Genomic DNA, 20984 nt, shown 5'->3' with positions numbered 1-20984 from the left:
AGCATTGATGCACAACGCCGTCCGTTCGACCCGATATCTGGGCGTGTTCGCCCTGCTCTCAGGCCTGCTGACGGGCTGCGCCACCGGCCATTCCACCCTGCCCGCCACCACCTCGTCCCTCAAACCCGGCCCGGCCTACGGTGAGATGCGCTCGGTGGCCGTGATGCAGATACGTCCCGGCAACGTCGCCGTGACACCCGCTGGACGAGTCTTCGCGACCATCCACCCGATGGATGGCGATCACGACGTGCAGCTGGTCGAGATCACCGGACAGAACAGCTATCGTGCCTGGCCCTCACCCGCCTTCCAGACCCACGCCGGCCGCTACAGCGACGCCACCATCGACTCCCCGCTGGGCATCTATCAGGACGGCCAGGGAGGCCTTTGGATCACCGACATGGGCCTGCATCTGGGCAAGACCCGCCTGTGGGGCTTCGACATTGCCTCGGGCAAGCTGATCACCAAGCTGACCCTGCCCACTGATATCGCCCCTGAAGGCAGCTTCGTGCAGGACCTGGCAGTGGATCGCAGTCGCGGCGTGGCGTATCTGGACGATATCGCCAACCCGGGCCTGATCACCGTCGATCTGGCCTCCGGCGAGGCGTCCCGATTCAGCCAACACGCCGCACTGCAAGCCGAGCCAGACGCCACCCTGAAGATCGATGGCCGTGACATCCCGTTCAATGGCAAGCCTGCCAAGGTGGGCGTCGACCCGATCACTTTGTCCGGCGATGGCGAGACGGTCTTCTTCGGTGCCATGACCGGCCACAGCTGGTACAGCGTCCCGGCCAGACTGCTGCGTGAAGGTGCCGATCACGACACCATTGCCGCCGCCATCACGCGCGTCGGCGACAAGCCCATCTCGGACGGTGCGGATACCGCCGGGGGCATCCACTACTTCACCAACCTCAATCAGCATGGGCTGGATGTGCTGGGGGCCGACGGCAAACTGACGCCACTGGTCCGCGACGAGCGCCTCGACTGGCCGGATGGCGTGCGCATGGCCGCTGACGGCTGGCTGTATGTCACCGTCAATCAGCTGGACAGCACGCCGCCCTTCGCAGGCGGAGAGGACGAGGGTCAGCCGCCCTACCATATCTACAAGGTCTGGCCGACGGACGACTGAGCCAGCAGCCTCTCGACACGACAACGCCCGTGCTCCTTCAGTGGAGTGCGGGCGTTGTCGTGTTGGTCCCCTAAACGGCGGAGGCCATGTCCACACGCGGATATTTTCAATAATCACAAAGGTCTTTTGCGAATCACTCCGTTTATCGCAAAACTCAACCACGGCAGACTGCACAGCATCCAAGACCCACCCATTGCTGATGGAGAACTGCCATGCCTCTTGCCCTGCTGGCGCTGACGTTGAGCGCCTTTGCCATCGGGACCACCGAATTCGTGATCGTCGGACTGGTGCCCACCATCGCTCAGGATCTGAGCGTCTCTCTGCCTTCCGCTGGCCTGCTGGTCAGCCTGTATGCCGTCGGTGTCGCCATCGGTGCCCCCGTGCTGACCGCCCTGACCGGCCGCTTCAATCGCAAGCTGGTGCTGCTGGGACTGATGGCACTGTTCATCGCCGGCAACCTGCTGGCCTGGCAGGCACCCAGCTACAGCTCGCTGATCACGGCGCGTATCCTGACCGGCCTCGCCCACGGGGTGTTCTTCTCCATCGGCTCCACCATCGCGACAAGCCTGGTGAGCAAGGACAAGGAAGCCAGTGCGATCGCCATCATGTTCACCGGCCTGACCGTGGCACTGGTCACCGGCGTGCCGCTGGGCACCTGGATCGGCCAGCACTTCGGCTGGCGCGCCACCTTCCTCGTGGTCTCGGTGCTCGGCGTGCTGGCATTGATCGGCAGCGCCATCCTAGTGCCCAACAATCTCAAGAAGAACGTACCGGCCACCTTCGCCCAACAGCTCAAGGTGCTGACCCATCCGCGCCTGCTGCTGGTCTACCTGATCACCATTCTCGGCTACGGCGGCACCTTCACGGCCTTCACCTATCTGGCCCCGCTGCTGCAGGACGTCAGTGGCTTCAATGAAGGCGCCATCAGTCTGATCATGCTGGTCTACGGTGTCTCGGTGGCCATCGGCAACATCCAGGGCGGCAAGCTGGCTGACCGCATGGGCCCGATTCGCGCCCTGACCCTGATCTTCGGTGGCCTGATCGTCATCCTCGGCGTGCTGACCTTCACTGCCGCCAACCCGATCACGGCCGTGATCACCATCCTGATCTGGGGTGCCTTCGCCTTCGGCAACGTGCCGGGACTGCAGGTCTACGTCGTGCAGCAGGCCGAACGCTTCGTGCCGCAGGCCGTTGACGTGGCCTCCGGCCTCAACATCGCGGCCTTCAACATCGGCATCGCGCTGGGCTCCATCGTCGGCGGCCAGGTGGTCTCCGGGATGGCCCTGACTGACACCGCCTGGATCGGCGCGCTGATCGTCACCGCCGCCCTGCTGCTGACCCTGCTGGCCGGTCGCCTCGACAAGCGTCACGCGTCTTCCATCGCGACCGCCTGATCCGCCCTGCAGCCTCCCGCCATCACGACGTGCTCCCGATTCCGACAGCTCAGCCTGCTGGCTCGGGGGCACCGTCGTCTACCCACCTGCTTGCTGAAGGAGTCCACCATGATCTCCCCGACCCGCCCGCTGGATCGCCTCACCCAGGGCCCCCTGACCCTCGGCGTCGAACTGCCCCTGGACAATGACTGGGTGCGCACTGACAGAGCCCCCTCCACACCCTTCGGCGTCCCTGACATGCGGGCCCATGCCGAGCTGATCGGCCAGGTCGACAGACTCGGCTTCCGCGCCGCCTGGCTGCGTGACGTGCCGCTGTTTGATCCCGCCTTCGGCGATGCCGGCCAAGTCTTCGAGCTGTTCACCTATCTGGGCTATCTGGCCAGTCACACCGACAACCTGCTGCTGGGCACTGCCGCCGCGGTGCTGCCGCTGCGCCAGCCGTGGCTGGTGAAAAAGGCCGCCGCCAGCGTGCAGGCCCTGAGCGGAGACCGCCTGCTGCTGGGTGTCGCCAGTGGCGACCGACCGGCGGAATACCCGCTGTTCGGTGAGGAGTTCTCCACCCGCGGTGCCGCCTTCCGCCACGCGGTGGACGTCATCAAGGGCCAGGCGGATGACGCCTTGCGCGACGGTCAGGCCATCCTGCCTGCCGCGACGCGTCCGCCGCTGTTGAGCGCCGGGCTCTCCCAGCAGACGCCCGAGTGGATCGGTCGCGAGATGGACGGCTGGCTGGCCTACCCGGGCACGCCACAGGATCACATCCGCCGCGTGGCACTCTGGCGTCAGGTCGCCGGCGACAAGCCCTACGTCAGTTTCATCCACCTCAATCTGGAAGACGACCCGCACGCCCCGGTGCGTCGTCATCGCTTCGGGTTGTCGAGTGGCCGCCTTGCCCTCATGGAAGAACTGTCAGCCATGCAGGATGCCGGAGTGAATCACATCGGCTTCCATCTGCGTCGCAATCGCCGCCCGCTCACGGAAACCCTCGAGGAACTGGGCCGTGAGGTACTGCCGCACTTTTCATGAGGGCTGACGGGTCGCACTGACCTGCCCCCACCATGGCGGAAAGGATTCACCGTTCATGCTTGAAGGAGATCCCATGTCAGATTCCACGGAAACCACCACCCCGCAAGACATCCGTCACGGCACCACCAGAGCGCCCGCCTGGGTATGGCAGGGGCCGGGAGAGCCTGAGGCGCTCGAGCAGACAGAGGTGGACATCGGCGCACCGGGAGACGACGAGGTACTGGTCGCCACGCGTGCCATCGGCCTCAATCCCGTCGACTGGAAGTTCATGGCGATGGACAGCGAGCTGTGGCAAGCCGGTCAGATTCCCGGGGTCGATGCCTCGGGTGAGGTGATCGCCTGCGGCGCGAATGTCACCCACGTCTCCCCGGGAGACCGCATCGCGGTCCACACCACCCTGGCGGGGCCGGGGACCTTCAGCAAGCGTCTGCGGGTTCCGGCGCGAGCCGTGATGCGCCTGCCCGTTACCCTGGGCTTCAATGACGCCGCCGCCTTCCCCTGCCCGGCGCTGACCGCATGGCTCGCCATCGAGAAGCTGCCCGTCAAGGCCGGGCGACGCCTGCTGATCACCGGTGCCTCCGGCAGCGTGGGCCGCTGGCTGATCCAGCTGGCCCGACAGCGCGACTTCCACGTCATCGCCGTCGCCTCCGAGAAGCGCCACGCGGACCTCAAGGCGCTGGGCGCCGACGAGACCCTGACGGACGCCGAGCAGCTGGACGCCCCGGTCTACGCCGTGATCGATACCGTCAATGGGGATCACGCCCGCAAGATGACCCGCCACCTGGGGGCCAACGCCCATATCGTCTGTATCCAGGACCGTCTGGAGCAGGCGGCCGCGCCGGCCTTCGATCGCGCCATCTCGCAACACGAAGTCGCACTCGGGGCACTGCACTGGGCGGGTGACGATGAGGACTGGTCACGCCTGGTCGCGGCGGGGGAAGGTCTGCTCGAAGCGATCGCCGATGGCACCCTGAACCAGCCGGCGCCCTGCATCGAATCATTCACGGCGCTGCCAGCCTGCCTTGCCGAGCTGAAGTGTGGCGAACGCCGAGCGCTGAAATTCGTGATCACGGCCAACGAATGAGCGGAAAGGCAGAAGGCACGCGGCCTGGGTGCCATTGTTGCGACAGTGGCACAGGACTGATGCAGCGTCGCGTGGTTGTCATGTCGCTGATCAAGCCCCAGTCATGAGGGGAACACACATGGATACGCGCCCTTCACTGCACCAGACATCGGGCGCGCTCAACAGGAGTTTTTGCATGTCGACTACCCTACCGAATCCCGGCTTTGGCACCTTCCGTCTCGAGGGTGAGACGCTGCGTGACAGCTTAAATACCGCACTGGACACCGGCTATCGCCACATTGATACCGCCCAGTTCTATGGCAACGAAGCGGAAGTCGGACAGATCATCGCTGACAGCAAGGTGCCGCGCGAAGAGCTCTTCATCACCACCAAGATCTGGCACGACCGCCTGGTGCCGGGTGACATGGAGAAGAGTGTCGAGGAGAGCCTGGAACGCCTGCAGACCGATCACGTCGACCTGCTGCTCATCCATTGGCCGTCGCCGAACGATGAAGTGCCGATGGAAGATTACCTGCCGGTACTGGCCAAGCTGAAGGCAGCGGGCAAGGCACGCCACATCGGGGTGTCCAACTTCACCTGCGAACAACTGGAACGTGCCGTGGGCATCGTGGGGCGTGACGAGCTGCTCACCAACCAGGTCGAGGTCCACCCGTTCCTGCAAAACCGCAAGGTGATCGACAAGTGCCACGAGCTGGGCATCGAAGTCACTGCCTTCATGCCGCTGGCAGTCGGCAAGGTGATGGACGATGACACCCTCAAGGCCATCGCCGAACGTCATGACGCCAGCCCGGCGCAGATCGCCCTGGCATGGCTCAAGATGCAGGACATCGTCACCTTCCCGTCCTCCACCAAGGCGAAGAATATCAAGAGCAACTTCGAGGCCTTCTCCATGTCACTGACCGGTGAAGACATGGCGAAGATCGCCGAGCTGGATCGCGGTGAGCGCATCGCCAACCCGGACTTCGCCCCTGACTGGGACTGATGGCCCTCAGGCCTGTGCCTGATGCCGCGTCAGAGAAATGAAAAGGCCTCCCTCGGGAGGCCTTTTGCGTTGCTGTCCATGGATACTGGCCGACAGACTTCGACGCCGCGGCCGGCAATCGCTCAATCCTTTAGCCGCCAGACACGAGTGATGCTCTGCGTACCGGGACGCGGCGATGCCAGGTCATGCTCATGCAGCAGATAGATCACCGTACGCGCCTTGAACCAGCCCTCCAGACGCTGTGCCATGCGCTGTGCCGTGCGCGCATCCAGCCCGGAGAAGGGTTCATCCAGAATCAGCAGCCCCGGATCCGTCAGTACCAGGCGCGCCAGTCCCAGGCGCCGCGCCTGCCCGCCCGAGACCTGCCGACCGCCCTCTCCCACTCGGGTGGCAAGGCCCTGAGGCAGTTGCGCCACCCATTCGGCGAGATCTACCGCCTCCAGTGCCTGCCAGACATCCTCATCACTGGCCTGACGCGCACCCAGCCGCAGGTTGTCGGCAAGGCTGGCATCCAGCAATTCCACCTGTTGGGTCAGGCATCCCACGGCATGGGCCAGTGACTCGGGCGAGCAGGCGTCGATGGGCTGTCCGTTGAGCGTGATGCTGCCGCTCTGCAGCCGAGTCTGGCCAGTCAGCAAGGCCGCCAGCGTGGACTTGCCGGAGCCGGAAGCACCGCAGATGGCCATCTGGGTGCCGGGGGTGATCTCGAGGGTCATCTCGTCAAGCGCCTCGAACCAGGCACCGGGATAGCGCCACGACACCTGCTGGATCTGCACCTGCACGGCACCGCTGGCCAGGGTCTGCCGACCTTCCAGCGGCCGCGTGGCGGAGGACAGCTCATTGAGTCGCTCGGCAGCGCCCAGGGTAGCACCGGCCTGAGTGAAGGCCGCCGGCAATCCCGCCAGGCCCTCACTCAAGGCCATGGCCGCCAGCGGCAGCATGACCATCACCGCCGGCGTCAGTCGCTCATCCGTCATTCCCTGCATGGCGGCCGCCAGCAACAGCAACCACGACAGGCCGATCACCAGACTGGCCAGGCCATTGCCGATGGCCGTGATCACCGCCAGTCGCCACTGATCTCTCAACAGGCGGGTCTCGATCTCATCCAGGCGCTGACGGGCACTGCCCAGCGCCGCATAGGCCTCAAGCTCCGCCTGACCACGCAACGTCTCCATCAGCGCCGAGCGCAACGACTCCAATGTCGTGACGCGCCGCCGACTGGCCACCAGCCCCCAGCGCGCCTGCCCCAGCGTCAGCCAGGCCCAGCCCAGCACCAGGAACCCCGCCAGCCACGCCGCCGTTGTCGGCAGCCAGACAGCGACCAGCGCCACCAGCACCGCGATCAGACCCAGCGCCATCAGTGGCGGAGCCGCCAGACGCAGGTAGAGCGCATCCAGGGTGTCGATATCCGCGGTGAGGCGATTGAGCCAATCACTGGAGCGCCGCGCCGCCACCCGCGCGGGGTCCATCGTCACCAGTGCGGCGAAGGCCGTGCCGCGCAGGCTGGCCAGCAGACGCAGGATGGTGTCGTGGTTGTAAAGCCGCTCCAGATAGCGCGACACGGTGCGCGAGACGGCGAACAGCCGAATGCCGCTGCCCGGGGTGTAGACATCCAGCGTCATGCCCGCACCGGCGGCCAGCGCAGCCCCCGTCAGGGCGGAGGCGGTGATGAACCAGCCGGAAACCGCCAGCAGGCCGAGCGCCGAACAGGCCGTCAGCATCATCAGCACCACGCCGAGTATCAGACGGCGACGGTATTGATCATGCAGGCGCCACCAGGGGGCCAGACGCGTGAGCGCCTCGCGCAGGGTCACGCCGTCAGTCTCGGGATGCGTCACGCTCGTCCTCCTGTTGGCTTGTCGCCGTGGCTGTCATTGGCAGGATTCTCCCCTCCTCCAGCACCAGATGGCGCGTCGCCATGGCGATCAGCGCCCGATGGTGGGTCGCGATCACCAGGGTCCGCCCTTGAGCGCTCAGCCACTCGAAGCCCGCGATCAGATAACGTTCCGTCTCGGCATCCAGACTGGCGGTGGGCTCATCGAGCAGCACCAGCGAGGCATCGCTCAGAAACACCCGCGCCAGCGCCAGCCGCTGTGCCTGCCCACCGGACAGCCCGCGCCCGCCTTCGCCGAGCGGTGTCGCGATGCCTTGCGGCAAGGCGGCAAGCTCGGCCTTGAGCCCTGCGCGCTCAAGCGCGGTGATGATCTCGGCGTCACTGGCCTGCGGCGCGGTGATACGCAGATTGTCGGCGAGACTGCCCTGCATCAGCAGCGGACGTTGATCCATCCAGGCCAGACGCGTGGCGGGGGCTATCTGACGCTGCCCGCTGTCCGGTGCGACGAATCCGGCCATCACCTGAAGCAGCGTCGACTTGCCCGCCCCGGAGGCCCCGCTGACGACCAGCACCTCGCCCTGCCTCAGCGCCAGCTCCAGCGGGCCCAGTACCTGCCCGCGCTCGGGGTGGCTCAGATGGACATCCGTCAGACACATCAGCTCGCCCGTCGCGTCTGGGCGGGCATCGGCGTGACGAGACGGCGCCATGTCGGCAGCCTCGAGAATCTCCATCAGAGTCTCGGAGGCGGCCAGCGCCGAGGCGCGATCATGGTAGAACTGCGACAGGGTTCTCAGCGGCTGGAAGAACTCGGGGGCCAGCAGCAGGATCACCAGCGCACTGAAGAGGGTCAGCTCATCGGCTGGCCCGATGGGAATGTCACCAAGCAGGCCGAAGCCGATGTAGATGGCGACCACGGCGATGGACACCGAGGCAAAGAACTCCAGCACCGCGGATGACAGGAAGGCGAGCCGCAAGGTGCGCAGGCTACGCTTGCGGTAGTCATCGGCCACCAGCGTCACCTCGCGGGTCGCCAGCTCCCCCAGTCCGAACAGGCGCAGGGTGGTGATGGCGCGCACGCGATCCACGAAGTGGCGCGACAGCCGCGCGACCGCCTGGAACTGGTCACGATTGAGCGACTCGGCCCCCATGCCGACCAGCGCCATGAACAGCGGTATCAGTGGCGCGGTCAGCGCCAACAGGATGGCCGCCAGCCAGTCCAGACTGACCACGATGGCCAGAATCAGCAGCGGCGTGATCACCACCAGACGCATCTGCACATGAAAGCGCGCGAAGTAGCCTTCCAGGGCTTCCACCTGCTCCACCCAGCGCTGGGCGAGATCGGCGCTGTGATACTGGGCGGCGCGCACCGGCCCCAGCGTCTCGAGTGCCGTCAGTACCTCGCCACGAATGGCCTGTCGCAGTCGCTGGCTGGCACGCTGGGCCAGCAGCTCCTGACCACCACTCGCCAGCACCCGCGCACCCAGCAACCCCAGCAGGCCGATGAAGGGCCACCACAGCGCCCCCAATGACTCGGGATGCTCGATGGCTTCGGTGATCACCCAGGCCGTCAGTACCAACTGGGCGACCGTCAGGATACCCGCCACGACCCCGGACAAGGCCGCAAACCCAAGCAGGCGACGCTCTCGCGTCGCCTGCTGTCGGAGCCATCTGCCTGCCTGGCGTCGTTCCCGGGTGCTCCGGTCAAGCGTGCCCCGGTCAAGCGTGCCCCGGTCAGGCGTGACCCGGTCTGGCGTGACCCGGTCTGGCGTGACCCGGTCAGCCTTGCCGACCGGGGCCTTGAGTGACTCAGTGATAGCCGACCCCCTGTACCTTGCCGCGGAACACCCAGTAGCTCCAGGCGGTGTAGCCCAGCACCATCGGAATGACGAACAGCACGCCCAGCAGCAGGAACAGCTGCGACTCCGGCGCGGAGGCCGCGTCCCACAGGGTGATGTCCGGCGGCACCAGATACGGCCACTTGCTGAAGATCAGCCCCAGATAGGTGAACAGGAACAGTCCCAGCGTCGCGACGAAGGGCTGCCCTTCCTGACGCTTGTTGACCGCCCGCCAGATCAGCGCCGCACAGCACAGCGCCAGCACCGGGAAGACCCAGAACACGCCCAGATGGTCGAACCAGCGTTCCCGCACATACTCATCCACAAACGGCGTGTAGAGGCTGATGACCGCGAAGCCCACCAGTACGGCGATCAGCAGCTTCGGCGTGATGCGATAGGCCCATTCCTGTACCTCACCCTCGCTCTTCATGATGGTCCAGGTGGCGCCCAGCAGCGCATACCCCGCCACCAGCGCAAGCCCAGTGATCACGGTGAACGGTGACAGCCAGTCGAAGGCGCCGCCCACGTAGACATGCCCTTCGGTGGCGAAGCCCTGGATGTAGGCACCGACCACCACGCCCTGACAGAAGGTCGCCAGGAAGGAGCCGCCGCTGAAGGCGATGTTCCACCAGTGACGATTGCGCGAGGACTTGAAGCGGAACTCGAAGGCAATCCCCCGGAAGATCAGCCCCGCCAGCATCAGGAAGACCCCCAGATACAGCGCCGGCAGCAGGATGGTGTAGACCGCCGGGAAGGCCGCCAGCAGCCCGGCCCCGCCCAGCACCAGCCAGGTCTCGTTGCCGTCCCAGATAGGCGCGACCGAGTTCATCATCACGTCACGGGCGTGCTCATCGGGTGCGAAGGGGTACAGGATGCCCACCCCCAGATCGAAGCCATCCATCAGGATGTACATCATGACGCCGAAGCCGATGATCAGCGCCCAGATCATTGTCAGATTGATCATTTCCATCAGCTCAACTCCTTACCGTGCGGCTGGCATCATCGTCCAGACTCTCGTGCGCGGCGGACAGCGGGCGCATCGCGGTCTCGACATCGTCATGGGGCAGTTCCGGTTGCATGCCACCACGGATGACGCGGGTCAGGTAGTAACTGCCGGTCACGAAGACCACCAGATAGACCAGGAAATAGCCGATCAGCGTGGTAAGCACCATCCAGCCGGTGAGTGACGGCGTGACGGCCTCCTGCTGGGTCATCATCTCGTAGACCAGCCACGGCGAGCGCCCGGCCTCGGTCACGAACCACCCCGCCAGCACGGCGAAGAACGGCGCGACGGACATCAGACGCAACGTCTGCAGGAAGGGGCGCGAGCGATAGAGCTTGCCATTGCGGCGCAGGAAGACACCGATGAAGGCCACGGCGATCATCAAGAGCCCCATCGCCACCATCACACGGAACGACCAGAACACGAACCACACCGGCGGCTGCTTGTCAGGTGCGACCTCCTTGAGCCCCGGCACCACGCCATCGGGGTCGTGGGTCAGGATCAGACTGGCCAGCTTCGGGATCGCGATCTCGAAGTGGTTCATCTGCGCCTCCTTGTCCGGCCAGGCGAACAGCAGGAGCGGCGCGCCCGACTGGGTCTCCCAGTTGCCTTCCATCGCGGCGACCTTGGTCGGCTGATGCTCCAGCGTGTTGATGCCGTGCATGTCACCCACCACCGCCTGCGCCGGTGCCAGCACCAGCAGCAGCCACATGCACATGGACAGCGCACGCTTGTTGGCGTCGACATCGCGCCCGATCAGCAGATACCAGGCACTCACCCCCGCCACCACGAAGCCACCGGTCAGGAAGGAGGCGATCGCCATGTGGGCGAAGCGATACGGCAGGGAGGCATTGAAGATGGCAGCGGCCCAATCCTTGACGAAGAAGTGGCCGTCCACCATCTCCACTCCCGCCGGTGTCTGCATCCAGCTGTTGGTGGAGAGAATCCAGAAGGCGGAGATGAAGGTGCCCAGCGCCACCATCAGGGCCGCGAACAGATGGACCCCTTCCGGCACCTTGCCACGCCCGAACAGCAGCACGCCGAGGAAGCCTGCCTCAAGGAAGAACGCCGTCACCACCTCATAGCTGAGCATCGGCCCGATGAAGTTGGAGCTGGCATAACTGAAGTTGCTCCAGTTGGTGCCGAACTGGAAGGCCATCACGATGCCCGAGACCACCCCCATGGCGAACACGACGGCGAACACCTTCACCCAGAAGGCGGCAAGTCGGTCCCAGGCGGCATTGCCGGTCTTGTAATAAAGACCGTGCAACAAGGCGACATAGGAAGCCAATCCGATGGTGAACACCGGAAAGACGGCGTGGAATGACACGACAAATCCGAACTGTATTCGCGACAGGATCACGGGATCCAGTTCCATGGGCAACTCCTCACGATAACGATCATCAGGATGGCTGGGCATGTTCCTTCTGGCGGGAACTTGTCCGACAGCGGTTTCAAGTTGTTGACGCATCGAGGGCGGAAAGATCTCTCGGAGATATCCCACATCGAAAGAGAAATGATCCGGCACTCACGAGGTCATGAGTCCAAGCATAGAAGTCTGGCAGGTCGGTGTCGCATAGCATGTTGTCGCAGGACAAATTGCCGCAGCGACCCGATGCCCCATATAGAAAAACTCAATAGGACGGTCTTCTCGCAATATTTGACCATGAACATTGCCTCAGGCGGCAAGCTCTCCTTGATCGCTCATCGCCATGATGAGCGCCTGCAGGCCTTCACGACTTGATCCATATCAAGCGCTGAGTTGAATCAGCGCAAGTGGGAATGTTGTGGGAATAATCTGGGATGTGAAAGCAAGTACAAGAGCGAATAACGGCGAAGCGCTTTGCGACAGAGAAACGGGGTCAAGATAATGTGGAGGTTTAGAACAGAGAAGCAGGTCACGCGAGAACCGAGCGAACCATACCGAACACATCGAGACACCTGATTGCCGGGGTGTCTCGATGCATGCCGGTTTCTGCTGGCTTCAGCAAGAGCCGATGCGGATCACACCACGCCTTTCGCCTTCATCTCGCGCAACACGGCTGACACGTAGTGCATTTCCGCCGGGGTGCCCAGCGACATGCGACACCAGCCGTCTGCCGGCGGGAAGGCACGGCCGATCAACACATGACGCGCCTTCATGTCCGCCTGGAATTCCTTGAGCGGCCTGGAAATGCGATGGAAGACGAAGTTGGTCTGACTGGGCAGATACTCCCAGCCCAGCTCATCGAGCGTCGCGGTGAAGATGGCACGCGCTTCGTCGTTGCTCTGCTTGCTGTGGGCCAGAAACTCCGGTGACTGCATCGAGGCCGTCGCCGCCATGACCCCGGGGTAGGACAATGTCATGGCGTCATCTTCCACGTAATGCGAGACATGCTCGAGACGCTCGGCGTCGCCCACCGCATAGCCGACCCGCAGCCCCGCCATGGCGTGGATCTTGGAGAAGGTCTTGAGCACCAGCACGTTCTTCGCGCCCCCCGCCACCAGACTGTCCGCAGAGCGGAAGGCCGGGTCATTGACGAATTCGGCATAGGCCTCATCGATGATGAACAACGTGTCGGAGCGGCTGGCATTGACCCAGGCGTAGAGCGCATCGCTGGAGATGATGGTCGAGGTCGGGTTGTTGGGATTCACCAGATAGACGATGGACGGGCCGGCGTGGTCCGCCACGGCCTGCTGCATGTCAGAGAGCTTGAACGACCAGTCCTCACGCGAGGATGGCACCTTGTTGATCGCCAGATCATAGAAGCCGGCGTACAAGGCACCATCGCCGTAGGTGAGTTCCGGGATGACCAGCTGAGTGTCCGGGGTCGCATGCGCCAGCACACTGGCCCGAATCGCATCGGATGAGCCCGGCGTGAACAGCACGCTTTCAGGGGTCACCTTGTGATGCGTCGCCACCAGTGACTGCAACTTGCCCATGTGGGCGAAGGGATAACGATTGGAATGCGCGATGGACGCCGAGGCCGCACGCTGCGCCGAGGGGGCCATGCCGAGGGCATTCTCGTTGTAGTTGAGTCGCACCGGCGCCTTGGCGGAAGGCGTGAGCGTGGCCGCCGTCGCGGGGGCCTCCTTGGCGAAAGCCTGCGGAATGCCGGGGAGGAACTGTCCGAGGGCCGCGCCGGCAAGCGCTGCGCCACTCATGCCCAAAAAGCCGCGCCGTGAGGGAGACGCCGGCCGCGCCTTGCGCGCCGTCTCGCCGGCGCCCGGCCCTGTCATGCCTTGCTCATGAAGGCTCTGCTGTGGCCCAACCGCCTCTGCTACCACCGCCTCTGAAACGTCAGTCATGTCATGTCCTTGTCGTTATATTTATTGATACTTTATGAGCAAAACCAACATATAAGACTTTCGTAAGCCTCACAATCCATCACGCGGTTGCGCCGCCGTAACCCGATGCCCCGCTTCTCGCAACGCCGCCAGGGGCCACTGCCGGCGGGCATGTCTTTTCCTTGCCTCTTTTCCTTTCCCTTGCCCTTTTTCCCTTGCCCTTTTTCCCTTGCCCTTTATCAGCGAGCCGCTTTTCGCCGGCCGCTTTTCGCCGGCTCTTCCCTCGCACTTCTCTTCAGTACCTATCCAGCACCTCTCCAGCACCTCTCCAGCACCTCTCCAGCGACTTTCTTCAATGCCTCCCTTCAGTTCTTCTCAGCAATTCTTCTCACCAACGCCGGCAGCATGGGCATCAACGCGCGAAAAGTTCCTCGATTCGTGCAAAGTCTGGCGCTGCGCAAAGGTTTTCTGGCATTTCGCAAAACATCGACCGCTCCTCACAGTGAATAATAATCATTCTTATAAAAGCACTCAGGGAACGCCAACGTGTCACATCCATCCGCGCCATCTGCACTGCCGCTTTCACGACTGACCCTCGCCATCGCGCTGGCTAGCGCTGCATCTCCCAGCCTGGTGTCGGCTGACGAGACGCGTGAGCTACAAGCCATGACCATCGTCGGTGAAGCGCAGACCTCCACCACCGAGTTGACCCGTGACTACACGGTCGGCGCCAGTACCCGCGCCAATGGCCTGACGCTGTCACCGCGCGAGACACCGCAGTCGATCAGCTTCCTGACCCGCCAGCAGATGGAGGATGAGGCGCTCACCAGCACCACGGAAGCCGTCAACCGCCTGCCGGGGGTGTCCTCCAATCGTCTCGATGGCACGCGCACCAACTTCCAGTCGCGCGGCTACTCGATCCGCAATTTCCAGTTCGATGGTCAGCAGAGCAACACCAGCAGCTTCTGGCCCTTCGGTGACGCCGAGTGGGACACCGCCATCTATGACCGCGTCGAGGTGATTCGCGGGGCCACCGGCCTGGTGACCGGGGTGGGCGATCCCTCCGCCACCGTCAACTTCGTGCGCAAGAAGCCGCTGGAGGAAGCCGCCGCCAGCGTGACAGGCGCCGTGGGCAGCTGGGACCGCCGCCGTGGTGTGGTGGATGTCAGCACGCCGCTGGATGACGCCGGCAAGGTCGGCGTGCGCTTCGTGGCCGCCAAGGACCGCTCAGAAAGCTTCATGGATGACGTGGAGAATGACCGCGAGACCCTCTACGGGGTGATCGCCGCGGAACTGACACCGGATACCGAACTGAATGTCGGCGTCGAATACCAGCGCTACGACCAGGACGGCGCCTATCTAGGCGTGCCGCTCTACTACACCGACGGCTCGCGGACTGATTTCGATCAGTCAGTCGCCAACAATACCGAGTGGGCCCACTTCTTTACCGAGAACACGCGTGGCTTCGCGGACCTGACCCACTACTTCGCCAATGGCTGGAAGGCGACCGCCGCCTACAGCCACGGCGACGCCAATTACGGGCTGACCTACAACTACCGTGGCGGTTACGTCGACCGTGACAACGGCATCCTCTACTACGACACCAACCGCCAGGTGCCCACCGGCTCCTATCTGCTGGACTACCGCGGAGACCGGACCCAGAAGAACCTCAACCTGAGCGCCGAAGGTCCCTTCGAGCTGTTCGGTCGCGAGCATCAGCTGGGCTTCGGCTATATGCAGCTGAAGGAAGAGTACGAGATCTGGAGTCGCACTCCAGCGAGCAGCGTGCCGGCGCTGGGCAGCTTCACCGATCGTGACGACCCGGCGCTGGCCGAACCCGAATGGGGCGAGTGGGGCCTGAGCGATGACACCGAGACCAGGCAGGAAGGCTTCTACGCCGTCACGCGTTTCTCGCTGGCAGACCCCGTGCATCTGATCCTCGGTGCCCGCCTGACGGATTGGGAGATCGACCAGGACTACCGCGGTGAGCGCAGCTATGAGTACAACGACGAGTTCACGCCCTATGCCGGCCTGATCGTCGATATCACCGACAACCTCACCGCCTACACGAGCTACACGCAGATCTTCAACACCCAGAGTGAGCGTGCCCCCGATGGCGCCCTGCTCGATCCGCTGGAAGGCACCAGCTATGAAGCGGGCCTGAAGGCCGAGCTGTTCAATGACCGCGCTGACGTGTCCTTCGCCGTCTTCCGCAGCGAGCAGGACAATCTGGCCGTCGAGATCCCCGGCGTCTATGTCGCGGGCACCACCGATCAGGCCTACACCGAATCCGACGGCGCGGTGGTGGAAGGGTTCGAGCTGGAAGTGGCCGGTGAAGTCGCCCCGGGCATCAACCTCTCCGCCAGCTACGCGCTGGTGGATGCCGAGGATTCCGATGGCACCCAGCTCAATACCAGCTATCCACGCCAGCAGGCCAAGGTCTACGCCACCTGGCAGCTGCCCGGTGACTGGTCACGCCTGACCCTGGGCGCCGGCGGCACCTGGCAGGGCGGCACCTATCGTGACGCCGATACCCCGACCGGCACCGCCAAGGTCGGTCAGGGCGATGTCTTCCTGGCCAACGCCATGGCGCGCTATCGCATCAATGACCACTTCAGCACCCAGCTCAACGTCTCCAACCTCTTCGATGAGGAGTACTACACCCAGCAAGGCTTCTACAGCCAGTACCTCTATGGTGCGCCGCGCAGTGCCCTGCTGAGCATGACCTACGACTTCTGAGGACAGGCGCGTCATTTCTCATGGCCAGCCCTTCCGATGGCCAGCCTTTCCTCTGGACAGCCTTTCCTCTGGACAGCCCCTCAGGTGCAGGGGCTGTCATCCGCGATCCGATTGAAAAAGGATTCTCCCTTGCGACTCACACGACTTTCCTGCGCCATTGGCCTGGCCATCATGGCCGCCAGTCTCGTGCCTGCCGCCCAGGCACAGGCATCAGCGACATCTCACGCTGACACCCCCTCCACGGCATCCGCGTCTGACGCCTCGGCAGCGGCAGGGCACGCCCAGCACTACCCGATCACCCTCCAGCACGCCTTCGGCACGACGGTCATCGAGGAAAAGCCGCAGCGCATCGCCACCGTCGCCTGGGCCAATCATGAGGTGCCGCTGGCACTCGGCGTGGTACCGGTGGGCTTTCCGCGCCAGGCCTTCGGGGATGACGACGATGACGGCATGATGCCGTGGGTCAAGGCGCGCCTGGAGGAGCTTGACGCCGGCGAGTACACGCTGTTCGACGAGGGCGATGGCATCGATTTCGAAGCGGTGGCCGCCAGCCAGCCGGACGTCATCCTGGCGGCCTATTCCGGCATGAGCGAGGCCGACTATCAGACACTGAGCAAGGTCGCGCCGGTGGTGGCACGTCCGGGGCCGCGCTGGTCCTCCAGCTGGCGCGACATGATCCGCCACGACAGTGCCGGCATGGGCATGGCCACCGAGGGTGAGGCGCTGATCGAGCGTCTCGAGGCCCGGATCGCCGAGAACATCGCGGATCATCCCGAGATCCAGGGCAAGTCGATCATCGTGATCAGCCACATCGACCCCACCAATCTGAGCCGCATCGCCTTCTACAACGACAACGATGCCCGAGTGCGCTTCTTCCACGAGCTGGGCATGGCCTCGCCGCCATTCGTCAGCGAGACCGCCGTCGAGGGTCGCTTTGCCGGTCAGATCAGCGCCGAGCGCCTCGATGAGCTGGCCGATGTCGATATCGTGCTGACCTACGGTGGCCAGCCGCTGATCGACCGCCTCAACGAGCATCTGCTGACCTCCCGCCTGCCCGCCATCCAGCAGGACGCCGTGGTGCTGCTGGAGAACGGCCCGATGGGCACTGCCGCCAACCCCACACCTCTCTCGATTCCCTGGGTACTTGACGACTATGTTGACCAGCTGTCCGTCGCCGCCCGCAAGGGCGAGTGATCTCACGCCGCTATCGGCCAGCCGTCAGCGGCGCTGGCTGGGCACCCTGCTGCTGTGGCTGGCGCTGTGTGCAAGCCTCGCCCTGTCGGTGGCCTTCGGTGCGCGGGTGACCCACTGGGCCGACATCACGGGGCTGCTGGACGGCTCGCTGGATTCGATGGCCGAGGCCGCCGTGGCCAGCCGCCTGCCGCGCACCCTGCTGGCCATGCTGGCCGGGGCGGCGCTGGGCGTGTCGGGCGCCGTGATGCAGGGTCTGACCCGCAACCCGCTGGCAGACCCGGGGCTGCTCGGCGTCAATGCCGGGGCGGCGCTCGCCGTGGTAATCGGCATCGCCTGGTTCGGCATCCAGCAGGCCAGCGACTATCTGTGGCTGGCCATTCTCGGGGCGGGGCTGAGTGCCGTGGTGGTCTATCTGATCGCCAGCCTCGGGCGTGGCGGGGCAACCCCGCTGCGCCTGGCACTCGCCGGGGCCGTCATCTCCGCGGCGCTGAGCTCTCTGAGCACGGCCATCATCCTGCCGCGCGCCGACATCGGCGGGCTGATCCAGTCCTGGTTGATCGGCGGTGTCGGCGGCGCGACCTGGGCACAGATCACCCCGGCGCTGCCCTTCCTGCTCAGCGGCCTGCTGATCTGCGGGCTCTCGGCGCGCCGACTCAACCTGCTGGCGCTCGGCGATGACATGGCCAGCGGGCTGGGCGAACGCGTGGCGCGGGTGCGGGTGATGGCGGCACTGGGCGCGATTCTGCTATGTGGTGGCATCACCGCGGTATGTGGCCCCATCGCCTTCGTCGGGCTGGTGGTGCCGCATGTCTGTCGCCTGATGGCGGGCAGCGATTACCGCTGGATTCTGCCGCTCTCGGCGCTGGCCGGTGCCCTGCTGCTGATCTCGGCGGACATTCTCGGACGTCTGATCGCACGCCCCGCCGAACTGGACGTGGGCATCATGACGGCGCTGGTCGGCGCACCGTTCTTCATCTGGATCGTCCGTCGCCACAAGGTGAAATCACTGTGAGCCCTCTCCTGCCTGACGCCTCGTCTGCGATTCATCCCACCTCGCGTGCCACCCTGACGCGCCTGCGGCGTGCCCGACAGCGTCAGCGCCGCCTCACCCTCTGGGGATTGCTGGCCGTGGTGCTCGCCGTCTTCAGCCTGGTCCTGATGCAGGGACAGCGCTTCATTCCCCCACTCACGGTGCTTCAGGTACTGCTGGGCGAGAACGTGCCGGGGGCCAGCTTCATCATCACCGAGCTGCGCCTGCCGCGTGCGCTGGTCGCAATTCTCGCGGGCTGCTGCTTCGGACTGGGCGGCGCCGCCTTTCAGGCCATGCTCCGCAATCCGCTGGCCAGTCCGGACATCATCGGCATCAGTGCCGGCGCCAGCACGGCGGCGGTATTCGCCATCGTGATGCTGTCGCTGAGCGGCACGCTGGTGTCATTGCTGGCGATTGCCGCCTCGCTTGGCGTGGCGCTGCTGATCTACACCCTCTCCTGGCGCAAGGGAGTGGCCGGGGCACGACTGATACTGGTCGGTATCGGACTGGGCGCCATGCTGCAGAGCATCACCGCCTATCTGCTGACGCAGGCGCCCAGCTGGTCATTGCAGGAAGCGCTGCGCTGGATGACCGGCAGCCTCAACAGCATCACCCTGAGTCAGCTACCACCACTTGCCGTGGCACTGGGCCTGCTGGGCAGCTTGCTGTTGATGATGAGCCGGCATCTGGACGTCATGCGCATGGGCGATGACATGGCCAGCGGTCTCGGCGTGCGGCTCTCGCTCACGCGCTTCATCATCATTCTCTCGGCGGTCGGGCTGGTCGCCTGCGCCACGGCGGTGGTCGGCCCGGTGGCCTTCGTCGCCTTCGTCAGCGGGCCCATCGCGACGCGCCTGTTCCGGCGGCGCGGCTCCATGCTGATCCCGGCCGCCCTGATCGGGGCATTGTTGATGCTGGTCGCGGACTTCATCGGCCAGTTCCTGCTGCCTGCGCGCTATCCGGTGGGCGTGGTGACAGGCGTGCTGGGCGCACCGGTGCTGCTGTTGCTGCTGATGCGGGAACATCAGGGTCCCGGCCCCTCAGGGCGCAGACAACGACGCGGCAGGCAGCCGACGCCGCCATCTTCCTCCTCCGCCCCTCACCGCCCGTCATCTCAGCGAGTCGTTTCCTCATGACCCACCCTTCCCTGTGCGTGAATGGCCTGACGGCAGGCTATGCCGAGCGGCCGGTGCTCGAGTCGATAGACCTCGACATCGCTCCGGGCGAGATCACCGTGATCGTCGGCGCCAATGCCTGCGGCAAATCCACCCTGCTGCGCACGCTCTCGCGCCTGCTGCCTCCCTCGCGGGGCGAGGTGCTGCTGGATGGCAAGTCGATCCACCGCCTGCCGGCACGCCAACTGGCCCGCCAGCTGGGGCTGCTGTCCCAGTCACCGATCGCCCCGGAAGGCATCACGGTGCTGGATCTTGTCAGCCGAGGGCGGCATCCGCATCAAGGGCTGTTCCAGCGCTGGACGCGTGACGATGACACCGCGGTGCTGGCAGCCCTCAACGCCACCGACACCGCCGCACTCGCCGAACGCGCGGTGGATGAACTCTCCGGCGGCCAGCGTCAGCGTGTCTGGATTGCCATGGCGCTCGCCCAGCAGACGGACATTCTGCTGCTGGATGAGCCCACCACCTTCCTCGACATCAATCATCAGGTGGAAGTGCTCGACCTGCTGACGGACCTCAACCACGCTCGCGGCACCACCATCGTGATGGTGCTGCATGAACTGAACCTGGCCGCACGTTACGCGGATGTACTGATCGCCATGTCAGACGGCCAGATTCATGCCAGTGGCCCGCCCGAGCAGGTACTCACACGCGAGATGGTCAAGGAGGTGTTCGGGCTGGAAAGCCACATCACCCCGGACCCCGTCACCGGCAAGCCGATGATGGTGCCCGTCGGGCGTCATGGGATGAAAGCCAAGAAATACTGAAAACTCAGTCATGATGCTCGCGGGCAAAGAAAAGTGACCTGCCCCATGTAAAAAAGGCAGGTCATGGAAGTCCATTGGCCGGAACTTGAGAGCACCAGCTACAAGCGACACTTCACCAGCTAAACACTGTGGGTGCCCGGCAGGTACCGACCCAACGCTACCCAGCAACTGCCGCCCCACTCATGCCCAGGACACCACGACGCGAACGCGATGAGGGGGAGTCCTTCTCAACCGCCTGAACCACAGAAGACTCCTGCAGATCCGTCTCGACTACGTCTGTCATCGTGTGTCCTTTGTCTGTCGCCGCTGCCCTTCTCCCTCATGTGAAGCCACACGGGGAATCGAGAGCAAGCCGTTGTTTTTGTATGTCCCAAGAAAGCACTCACAGCGCATAAGACTTTGATGACAGGTACAACGGATCGACGCGCCGGAACGCGCAACCATGCGCCGCGGCAATGGCAACTCTGTACAAAGAGCTAGGAAAGGGGCTTCTTGCTATTAATAAAATGACGAAATAACCTGCAAAGAGAC

The 20984-nt window shown here is 64.5% G+C and carries 16 protein-coding genes; 10 read left to right on the top strand and 6 right to left on the bottom strand.

Annotation, left to right across the window (positions count from 1 at the left end; genetic code table 11):
* The first annotated feature begins 7 nt into the window (after positions 1 to 7).
* The 5 genes from PJK54_RS05955 (at position 8) to dkgB (ending at position 5609) form a co-directional block, all read left to right on the top strand.
* A complete protein-coding gene (locus PJK54_RS05955) occupies positions 8 to 1126 on the top strand; it encodes an L-dopachrome tautomerase-related protein (RefSeq protein ID WP_271302451.1) in 1119 nt (372 codons plus the stop codon).
* A 212-nt stretch (positions 1127 to 1338) separates the two neighbouring features.
* A complete protein-coding gene (locus PJK54_RS05950; RefSeq protein WP_024952175.1) occupies positions 1339 to 2520 on the top strand; it encodes an MFS transporter in 1182 nt (393 codons plus the stop codon).
* A 108-nt stretch (positions 2521 to 2628) separates the two neighbouring features.
* Complete coding sequence (locus PJK54_RS05945) at positions 2629 to 3543, top strand: TIGR03571 family LLM class oxidoreductase (protein ID WP_271302450.1); 915 nt, start codon at positions 2629 to 2631, stop codon at positions 3541 to 3543.
* 73 nt (positions 3544 to 3616) lie between these two features.
* A complete protein-coding gene (locus tag PJK54_RS05940; protein ID WP_271302449.1) occupies positions 3617 to 4627 on the top strand; it encodes an alcohol dehydrogenase catalytic domain-containing protein in 1011 nt (336 codons plus the stop codon).
* A gap of 175 nt (positions 4628 to 4802) precedes the next feature.
* On the top strand, positions 4803 to 5609 hold the full coding sequence (gene dkgB / locus PJK54_RS05935; RefSeq protein WP_141392489.1) for a 2,5-didehydrogluconate reductase DkgB: 807 nt from the start codon (positions 4803 to 4805) through the stop codon (positions 5607 to 5609).
* A gap of 122 nt (positions 5610 to 5731) precedes the next feature.
* On the opposite strand, the gene cydC is transcribed toward dkgB, so the two are convergent.
* From cydC to PJK54_RS05905, 6 genes are all read right to left on the bottom strand, one after another.
* Positions 5732 to 7447: a thiol reductant ABC exporter subunit CydC gene (cydC, locus tag PJK54_RS05930; protein WP_271302448.1), complete on the bottom strand. Its 1716-nt coding sequence runs from the start codon at positions 7445 to 7447 to the stop codon at positions 5732 to 5734.
* Positions 7428 to 9077 carry a thiol reductant ABC exporter subunit CydD gene (gene cydD / locus PJK54_RS05925; RefSeq protein WP_271302597.1) on the bottom strand — a complete coding sequence of 550 codons (1650 nt, stop codon included), beginning with the start codon at positions 9075 to 9077 and terminating at the stop codon, positions 7428 to 7430. The genes cydC and cydD overlap by 20 nt, the downstream gene beginning before the upstream one ends.
* Positions 9032 to 9223, bottom strand: coding sequence for a hypothetical protein (locus PJK54_RS17865; RefSeq protein WP_442870672.1), 192 nt, complete (start codon positions 9221 to 9223; stop codon positions 9032 to 9034). Before PJK54_RS17865 ends, cydD begins: the two co-directional genes overlap by 46 nt.
* Positions 9224 to 9249: 26 nt before the next feature.
* Complete coding sequence (gene cydB / locus PJK54_RS05915) at positions 9250 to 10248, bottom strand: cytochrome d ubiquinol oxidase subunit II (RefSeq protein WP_077375744.1); 999 nt, start codon at positions 10246 to 10248, stop codon at positions 9250 to 9252.
* Between the two features lie 4 nt (positions 10249 to 10252).
* Complete coding sequence (locus tag PJK54_RS05910) at positions 10253 to 11659, bottom strand: cytochrome ubiquinol oxidase subunit I (protein ID WP_271302446.1); 1407 nt, start codon at positions 11657 to 11659, stop codon at positions 10253 to 10255.
* A gap of 626 nt (positions 11660 to 12285) precedes the next feature.
* A complete protein-coding gene (locus tag PJK54_RS05905) occupies positions 12286 to 13569 on the bottom strand; it encodes a pyridoxal phosphate-dependent aminotransferase (protein WP_240499708.1) in 1284 nt (427 codons plus the stop codon).
* Between the two features lie 525 nt (positions 13570 to 14094).
* Here PJK54_RS05905 and PJK54_RS05900 point away from each other — a divergent pair.
* The 5 genes from PJK54_RS05900 to PJK54_RS05880 all read left to right on the top strand — a co-directional run bounded on the left by PJK54_RS05900 (position 14095) and on the right by PJK54_RS05880 (position 20453).
* Complete coding sequence (locus PJK54_RS05900) at positions 14095 to 16287, top strand: TonB-dependent siderophore receptor (protein ID WP_271302445.1); 2193 nt, start codon at positions 14095 to 14097, stop codon at positions 16285 to 16287.
* Between the two features lie 129 nt (positions 16288 to 16416).
* Positions 16417 to 17481, top strand: coding sequence for an iron-siderophore ABC transporter substrate-binding protein (locus PJK54_RS05895; RefSeq protein ID WP_271302444.1), 1065 nt, complete (start codon positions 16417 to 16419; stop codon positions 17479 to 17481).
* Positions 17441 to 18493, top strand: coding sequence for a FecCD family ABC transporter permease (locus tag PJK54_RS05890; protein WP_271302443.1), 1053 nt, complete (start codon positions 17441 to 17443; stop codon positions 18491 to 18493). Before PJK54_RS05895 ends, PJK54_RS05890 begins: the two co-directional genes overlap by 41 nt.
* Positions 18490 to 19647, top strand: coding sequence for a FecCD family ABC transporter permease (locus PJK54_RS05885; protein ID WP_271302442.1), 1158 nt, complete (start codon positions 18490 to 18492; stop codon positions 19645 to 19647). The genes PJK54_RS05890 and PJK54_RS05885 overlap by 4 nt, the downstream gene beginning before the upstream one ends.
* Entirely contained in the window at positions 19644 to 20453 is an 810-nt protein-coding gene (locus PJK54_RS05880; RefSeq protein ID WP_271302441.1) for an ABC transporter ATP-binding protein, read from the top strand. The genes PJK54_RS05885 and PJK54_RS05880 overlap by 4 nt, the downstream gene beginning before the upstream one ends.
* Positions 20454 to 20984: the final 531 nt, after the last annotated feature.

It is taken from the genome of Cobetia sp. MMG027, assembly GCF_027947415.1.
Classification (GTDB): domain Bacteria; phylum Pseudomonadota; class Gammaproteobacteria; order Pseudomonadales; family Halomonadaceae; genus Cobetia; species Cobetia marina.
The sequence above is the reverse complement of the archived record's forward strand: the minus strand, read 5'-3'. Positions and strand labels throughout refer to the sequence as shown.

What these genes read in the sequence shown, in the direction of transcription:
- PJK54_RS05955 (WP_271302451.1), top strand. Translation starts at nt 8, where the DNA reads ATGCACAACGCCGTCCGTTCGACCCGATATCTGGGCGTGTTCGCCCTG.
- PJK54_RS05950 (WP_024952175.1), top strand. Translation starts at nt 1,339, where the DNA reads ATGCCTCTTGCCCTGCTGGCGCTGACGTTGAGCGCCTTTGCCATCGGG.
- PJK54_RS05945 (WP_271302450.1), top strand. Translation starts at nt 2,629, where the DNA reads ATGATCTCCCCGACCCGCCCGCTGGATCGCCTCACCCAGGGCCCCCTG.
- PJK54_RS05940 (WP_271302449.1), top strand. Translation starts at nt 3,617, where the DNA reads ATGTCAGATTCCACGGAAACCACCACCCCGCAAGACATCCGTCACGGC.
- dkgB (WP_141392489.1), top strand. Translation starts at nt 4,803, where the DNA reads ATGTCGACTACCCTACCGAATCCCGGCTTTGGCACCTTCCGTCTCGAG.
- cydB (WP_077375744.1), bottom strand. Translation starts at nt 10,248, where the DNA reads ATGGAAATGATCAATCTGACAATGATCTGGGCGCTGATCATCGGCTTC.
- PJK54_RS05910 (WP_271302446.1), bottom strand. Translation starts at nt 11,659, where the DNA reads ATGGAACTGGATCCCGTGATCCTGTCGCGAATACAGTTCGGATTTGTC.
- PJK54_RS05905 (WP_240499708.1), bottom strand. Translation starts at nt 13,569, where the DNA reads ATGACTGACGTTTCAGAGGCGGTGGTAGCAGAGGCGGTTGGGCCACAG.
- PJK54_RS05890 (WP_271302443.1), top strand. Translation starts at nt 17,441, where the DNA reads ATGTTGACCAGCTGTCCGTCGCCGCCCGCAAGGGCGAGTGATCTCACG.
- PJK54_RS05880 (WP_271302441.1), top strand. Translation starts at nt 19,644, where the DNA reads ATGACCCACCCTTCCCTGTGCGTGAATGGCCTGACGGCAGGCTATGCC.